The sequence below is a fragment of the Streptomyces sp. FH025 genome (assembly GCF_017427025.1).
Lineage (GTDB): Bacteria > Actinomycetota > Actinomycetes > Streptomycetales > Streptomycetaceae > Kitasatospora.
Map to the genome: position 1 here is coordinate 1 of NZ_JAFLNG010000571.1, position 5,141 is coordinate 5,141.

The 5,141-nt window shown below is 73.2% G+C and carries 5 protein-coding genes; 3 read left to right on the forward strand and 2 right to left on the reverse strand.

Going from position 1 to position 5,141, the window contains the following annotated elements:
- Together J0670_RS29570 and hisD are read right to left on the reverse strand one after the other, a co-directional pair.
- On the reverse strand, nt 1-978 hold a 978-nt coding region (locus J0670_RS29570), incomplete at its 3' end, for a histidinol-phosphate transaminase (protein ID WP_207814765.1).
- Nucleotides 979-983: 5 nt separating this feature from the next.
- Nucleotides 984-2,318 (reverse strand): histidinol dehydrogenase, encoded by a 1,335-nt coding sequence (gene hisD, locus J0670_RS29575; protein ID WP_207814766.1) that lies wholly within the window; start codon nt 2,316-2,318, stop codon nt 984-986.
- A 90-nt stretch (nt 2,319-2,408) separates the two neighbouring features.
- Between hisD and J0670_RS29580 the strand changes: the two genes are divergently transcribed.
- The 3 genes from J0670_RS29580 to J0670_RS29590 all read left to right on the forward strand — a co-directional run.
- Nucleotides 2,409-3,938 carry an oxidoreductase gene (locus J0670_RS29580; RefSeq protein WP_207814767.1) on the forward strand — a complete coding sequence of 510 codons (1,530 nt, stop codon included), beginning with the start codon at nt 2,409-2,411 and terminating at the stop codon, nt 3,936-3,938.
- A 135-nt stretch (nt 3,939-4,073) separates the two neighbouring features.
- Nucleotides 4,074-4,802 carry an LON peptidase substrate-binding domain-containing protein gene (locus tag J0670_RS29585; RefSeq protein ID WP_307806754.1) on the forward strand — a complete coding sequence of 243 codons (729 nt, stop codon included), beginning with the start codon at nt 4,074-4,076 and terminating at the stop codon, nt 4,800-4,802.
- A 23-nt stretch (nt 4,803-4,825) separates the two neighbouring features.
- Nucleotides 4,826-5,141: YbaK/EbsC family protein (locus tag J0670_RS29590; protein ID WP_279383095.1), on the forward strand; the 316-nt coding region annotated here is incomplete at its 3' end.

Below are 5,141 nucleotides of genomic sequence, written 5' to 3' on the forward strand. Positions count from 1 at the left end.
GATGGCCTGCCAGACGGCGTGGGTGTCGGCGAAGCGGCCGAACTGGACGAAGTTGGCGTCCGAGTCGGTCACCTCCAGTCCCATGCCCCGCAGCGCGTCCACCAGCCGGTCGCGCTCCTCCTTGAGCCGGCCGACGTACCCGAGCAGGGTGTCGGTGTGCTCCAGGCAGGCCAGCGCGGTGGCCTGGGTGACGGCCGACAGGTGGTACGGCAGGCGCACCAGCTGGACGGCGTCCACCACGGCCGCGTCGGCGGCCAGGTAGCCCAGGCGCAGCCCGGCGGCGCCGAAGGCCTTGGACATGGTGCGGCTGACCACCAGGTTGGGGCGGCCCTCGATCAGCGGCAGCAGCGAGGCGCGGTGCGAGAACTCGACGTACGCCTCGTCCACCACCACCAGGCTGGGCCGGGCGGCCTGCGCGGCCTCGTACAGCCGCAGCACGGTGTCGGCCTCGACGGCGGTGCCGGTCGGGTTGTTCGGCGAGCAGATGAACAGCACGTTCGGCCGGTGCTCCGCGATGGCGGCGACGGCGGCGTCCACGTCGATGGTGAAGTCGTCGTTGCGCGGGCCGGAGATCCAGGCGGTGCCGGTGCCCCGGGAGATCAGCGCGTGCATCGAGTACGAGGGCTCGAAGCCGAGCGCGCTGCGGCCGGGGCCGCCGAAGGTCTGGAGCAGCTGCTGGAGCACCTCGTTGGAGCCGTTGGCGGCCCACACCTGCTCGCGGGCCACGGCGAAGCCGGTGGTCCTGCCGAGGTAGGCGGCCAGGCCCTCGCGCAGCTCGACCGCGTCCCGGTCGGGGTAGCGGTTCAGGCCGCGGGCGGCCTCGGCGACGCGCTCGGCGATCCGGGCGACGAGTTCCTCGGGCAGCGGGTACGGGTTCTCGTTGGTGTTCAGCTGTACGGGCACGTCCAACTGCGGTGCGCCGTACGGGGACTGGCCGCGCAGCTCGTCGCGGATGGGCAGGTCGTCAATGCGAGTCACAGCGGTCACGAGCCGGCCACCGTCCAGTCGCTGTGCCAGTTCTGTTCGTCTCCGACGAAACGAGCCTTGATGGCGTCCCCGTGCCCCGGGAGGTCCTCGGCGTTCGCCAGGTTGACCACGTGCGCGGCGACGTCCGCGAGCGCGTCCCGGTCGTACTCGACGACCTGGACGCCGCGCAGGAAGGTCTGCACCGACAGCCCGGAGGAGTGGCAGGCGCAGCCGCCGGTCGGCAGCACGTGGTTGGAGCCGGCCGCGTAGTCGCCGAGCGAGACCGGGGTCCAGCGGCCGATGAAGATCGCGCCGGCGTTGACGACGCGGGCGGCGACCGCGTGCGGGTCGCGGGTCTGGATCTCCAGGTGCTCGGCCGCGTACGCGTTGACCACGGCGAGGCCCTGCTCCAGGTCGTCGACCAGGATGATGCCGGACTGCCGGCCGCCCAGCGCCTCGGCCACCCGCTCGCCGTGCTTGGTCTTCGCGACCTGCACGGCCAGCTCGGCCTCGACCGCGTCGGCGAGCGCCGGGGAGTCGGTGACCAGCACCGAGCCGGAGGTCGGGCCGTGCTCGGCCTGGCTGATCAGGTCGGCGGCGACGTCGCTCGGCAGCGCGGTGTCGTCGGCCAGGACCGCGATCTCGGTCGGGCCGGCCTCGGAGTCGATGCCGATCCGGCCGGCGAACAGCCGCTTGGCGGCGGCCACGTAGATGTTGCCGGGGCCGGTGACCATGTTGACCGGCGCGCACTCCTCGGTGCCCAGGGCGAACATCGCGACCGCCTGGGCGCCGCCGACGGAGTAGACCTCGTCCACGCCGAGCAGCGCGCAGGCCGCCAGGATCGTCGGGTGGACGCGGCCCCCGAACTCCTTCTGCGGCGGGGAGGTGACCGCGATGCCCGTCACGCCCGCCTCCTGGGCCGGCACCACGTTCATCACCACGGAGGACGGGTAGACCGCCAGCCCGCCCGGCACGTACAGCCCGACCCGCTCGACCGGCACCCACCGCTGGGTGACGGTGCCGCCCGGCACGACCTGCGTGGTGTGCCCGGTGCGGCGCTGGTCCGCGTGCACGGCCCGGGCGCGGCGGATCGACTCCTCCAGCGCGGCCCGCACCTTCGGGTCCAGCGTCTCCAGGGCCTCGGCCAGCTGTTCGGCGGGCACCCGGGTGGACTCCAGCCGGACGCCGTCGAAGCGCTCGGTGATCTCGATCAGCGCCGTGACCCCGCGATGGCGTACGTCCTCCGCGATCGGCCGCACCTTCTCCAGGGCGGCCGCCACGTCGAACTCGGCACGGGGCAGCAGGTCACGCGGGTCGTCCAGCGAGCCGCGGAGGTCGATTCGAGAGATCACGCCACCCAGTGTAAGGAGTGGCCGGAACCGGTGGTCCCGCATTTCAGTCCGTGATACGAAAGGCGAGACGACCGGGGGACGGGGGAAACCGTGGCGGAAAGCGCTCCGGAGAGCTGGACGGACACCGAACGGGAGCTCTGGGAGGCCTTCCGCCAGGGCGAGGTCTTCGACCGCCGCAGTGGCCGAGCCGACACCGACGACCCCTTCGGGGACGCCCTCTGGGGGCCCGAACGGGCGGTCAGCGCCGAGGTGCTCGCCCACCTGCTGCTGTCCGGCCCGGAGCCCGCCACCGGGCGTGTCGCCTCGCTGCGGATGAGCGGGGTGACCGTCACCGGCGCGCTCAACCTGGCCGGCGCGCACCTCCAGCGGTACGTCGAGCTCCGCGGCTGCCGCTTCGAGCACAAGGTCCTCGTCTCGGAGGCCTCGGCCAGCACCCTGCGCATGATCGACTGCCTGATCCCGAGGATCGAGGCCGCCCGGCTCTCCACCACCGGAGACCTCCACCTGGCCCGCTGCCGGATCCCCGAGGGCATCCGGCTCACCGACGCCAGGATCGGCACCGACCTGCTGCTCAACCAGGCCGTCATCGGCAGCGACCGCTTCGGCCGCGCCGTCTCCGCCGACGGGATGACCGTCCACCAGGACTTCGAGGCCGAACGCATGGAATCGCACGGCGAGTTCAGCGTCCGTACGACACGCGTGGGCGGCCGGTTCTCACTGCGCGGCGCCCAGCTGCGCGCCGACCCGCAGAACCGGATCTGCCTCAACGCCGTCCGGCTCAGCGTCGGCCACACCCTCTACCTGACCAGCTCCGCCGATGTCGGCTGGCTCGGCTCCCGCAGCTACTACGGCTCCGGCTACGGCCAGGTGCGCCTCTCCGACGCCCGCTTCGACGCGGCCTGCCTGATCTCCGGCGAATTCCACCTGGAGGGTGACGACGAGCTCTCGCTGCGCCGCATTCACACCCCGGAGCTGCGCTTCACCTGCTCGGTCCGCCCCACCGGCACCGTCTCGCTCTCCCGCGCCCGGATCGGCAACCTGGTCGACCACCCGGAGTCCTGGCCGCGCGGCAAGCACCTGGGACTGACCGGCTTCGTCTACGAGAACCTGCGCCCGGTCGTGCCCTTCACCGCCCGCCAGCGGATCGCCTGGCTGGAGGGCTCCTCGGTGGACTTCCAGCCGGAGTCCTACGAGCAGCTCGCCGCCGCGATGCGCCGCGACGGCGCCGACGACGACGCCCGCGAGGTGCTGTACGCCAAGCAGCGCCGCCGCCGCCAGACCCTGCCGCTGCCCGCCCGGATCTGGGGCCGGGTGCAGGACATCACCGTCGGCTACGGCTACCGGCCCGGCCGGGCCGGTGCCTGGCTGCTGCTCGCCTGGGCGCTCGGCAGCGTCTACTTCGCCACCCACCCGCTGAAGCCGCTCAAGGCCGACGAGCAACCGCACTGGAACCCGGTGCTCTACACCCTCAACCAGCTGCTGCCGATCGTCGACCTCAACCAGGGCGCCTGGAACCCGGGCGGGGCCGCCCAGTGGATCTCCGCCGGTCTGGTGGTGGTCGGCTGGCTGCTCGCCTCCACCGTCGTGGCGGGCGCCACCAGGCTGCTCCAGCGGGGCTGAGCCCGGCCCCGGCACCGAAGAGGCCTCGACCCCGTCGATCCCGGCCCGTCGACCCCGGCCCGTCGAGGCTCCGTCGACCCCGGCCTCCGTTAACCCCGCGACAAGGCCCCGGCCCGGGGAACTACGCTGTCCGCCGTGACAGAACGGTTGCCGCTCTTCCCGCTGAACACGGTGCTCTACCCGGGCCTCGTGCTGCCCCTGAACGTCTTCGAGGAGCGCTACCGCCGTCTCGTCGCCGACCTGCTCGAACAGTCCGAGGACGCACCCCGCCGCTTCGGCGTGCTCGCGATCAAGGACGGCCGCGAGGTCTCCCCCGTCAGACCGGACGACGGCCCGGCCGGCCCGCTCGACGGGCTCGGCACCGCCACCGGCGACCCGCTGGAGGCGATGTACCACATCGGCTGCGTCGCCGACGTCTCCTCCGTCCAGAAGCGGCCCGACGACCGCTACGAGCTCCTGGTCACCGGCACCACCCGGTTCTGGCTGCGCTCGGTGGACGTCTCCGGCCCGTACCTGACCGGCGAGATCGAGTCGATCGAGGAGCGCCCCGGCGAGGGCTCCGGCGCCCTCGCCTCCGAGGTCGAGCGGGCCTTCCGGATCTACCAGAAGCGCCTGGCCGGAGCCCGCGAGGCCAGCACCGTCGGCCGCCAGCAGCTCCCGGACGACCCCCAGGTGCTCTCCTACCTGGTCGCCGCCGCCTCGGTGTTCGAGACCCCGGTCAAGCAGCGGCTGCTGGCCTGCCCCGACACCGCCCAGCGGCTGCGCGCCGAACTCGACCTGCTGCGCCGCGAGAGCAGCGTCCTCAGCTGGCTGCCCTCGCTCCCGGCGGTCGACCTCACCCGCCAGTCCTTCAGCCCCAACTGACCCAGGACCCCCAGGACCCCCGCATGGCCAAGAAGCCGAAGAAGGGCGGCCAGGGCACCCCGGCCACCGTCGCCCTGGAGACCGCCGCCGTCCCCTTCACCATCCACTCCTACGACCACGACCCGGCCGCCGCGTCCTACGGCGGGGAGGCCGCCGAGGCCCTCGGGGTGTCCGCCGAGCGCGTCTTCAAGACCCTGGTCGCCGACGTGGACGGCACCCTGACCGTCGGCGTGGTGCCCGTCGTCGGCCAGCTCGACCTCAAGGCGCTCGCCGCCGCCGTCGGCGGCAAGCGCGCCGCCATGGCCGACCCGGCCGCCGCCGAGCGCAGCAGCGGCTACG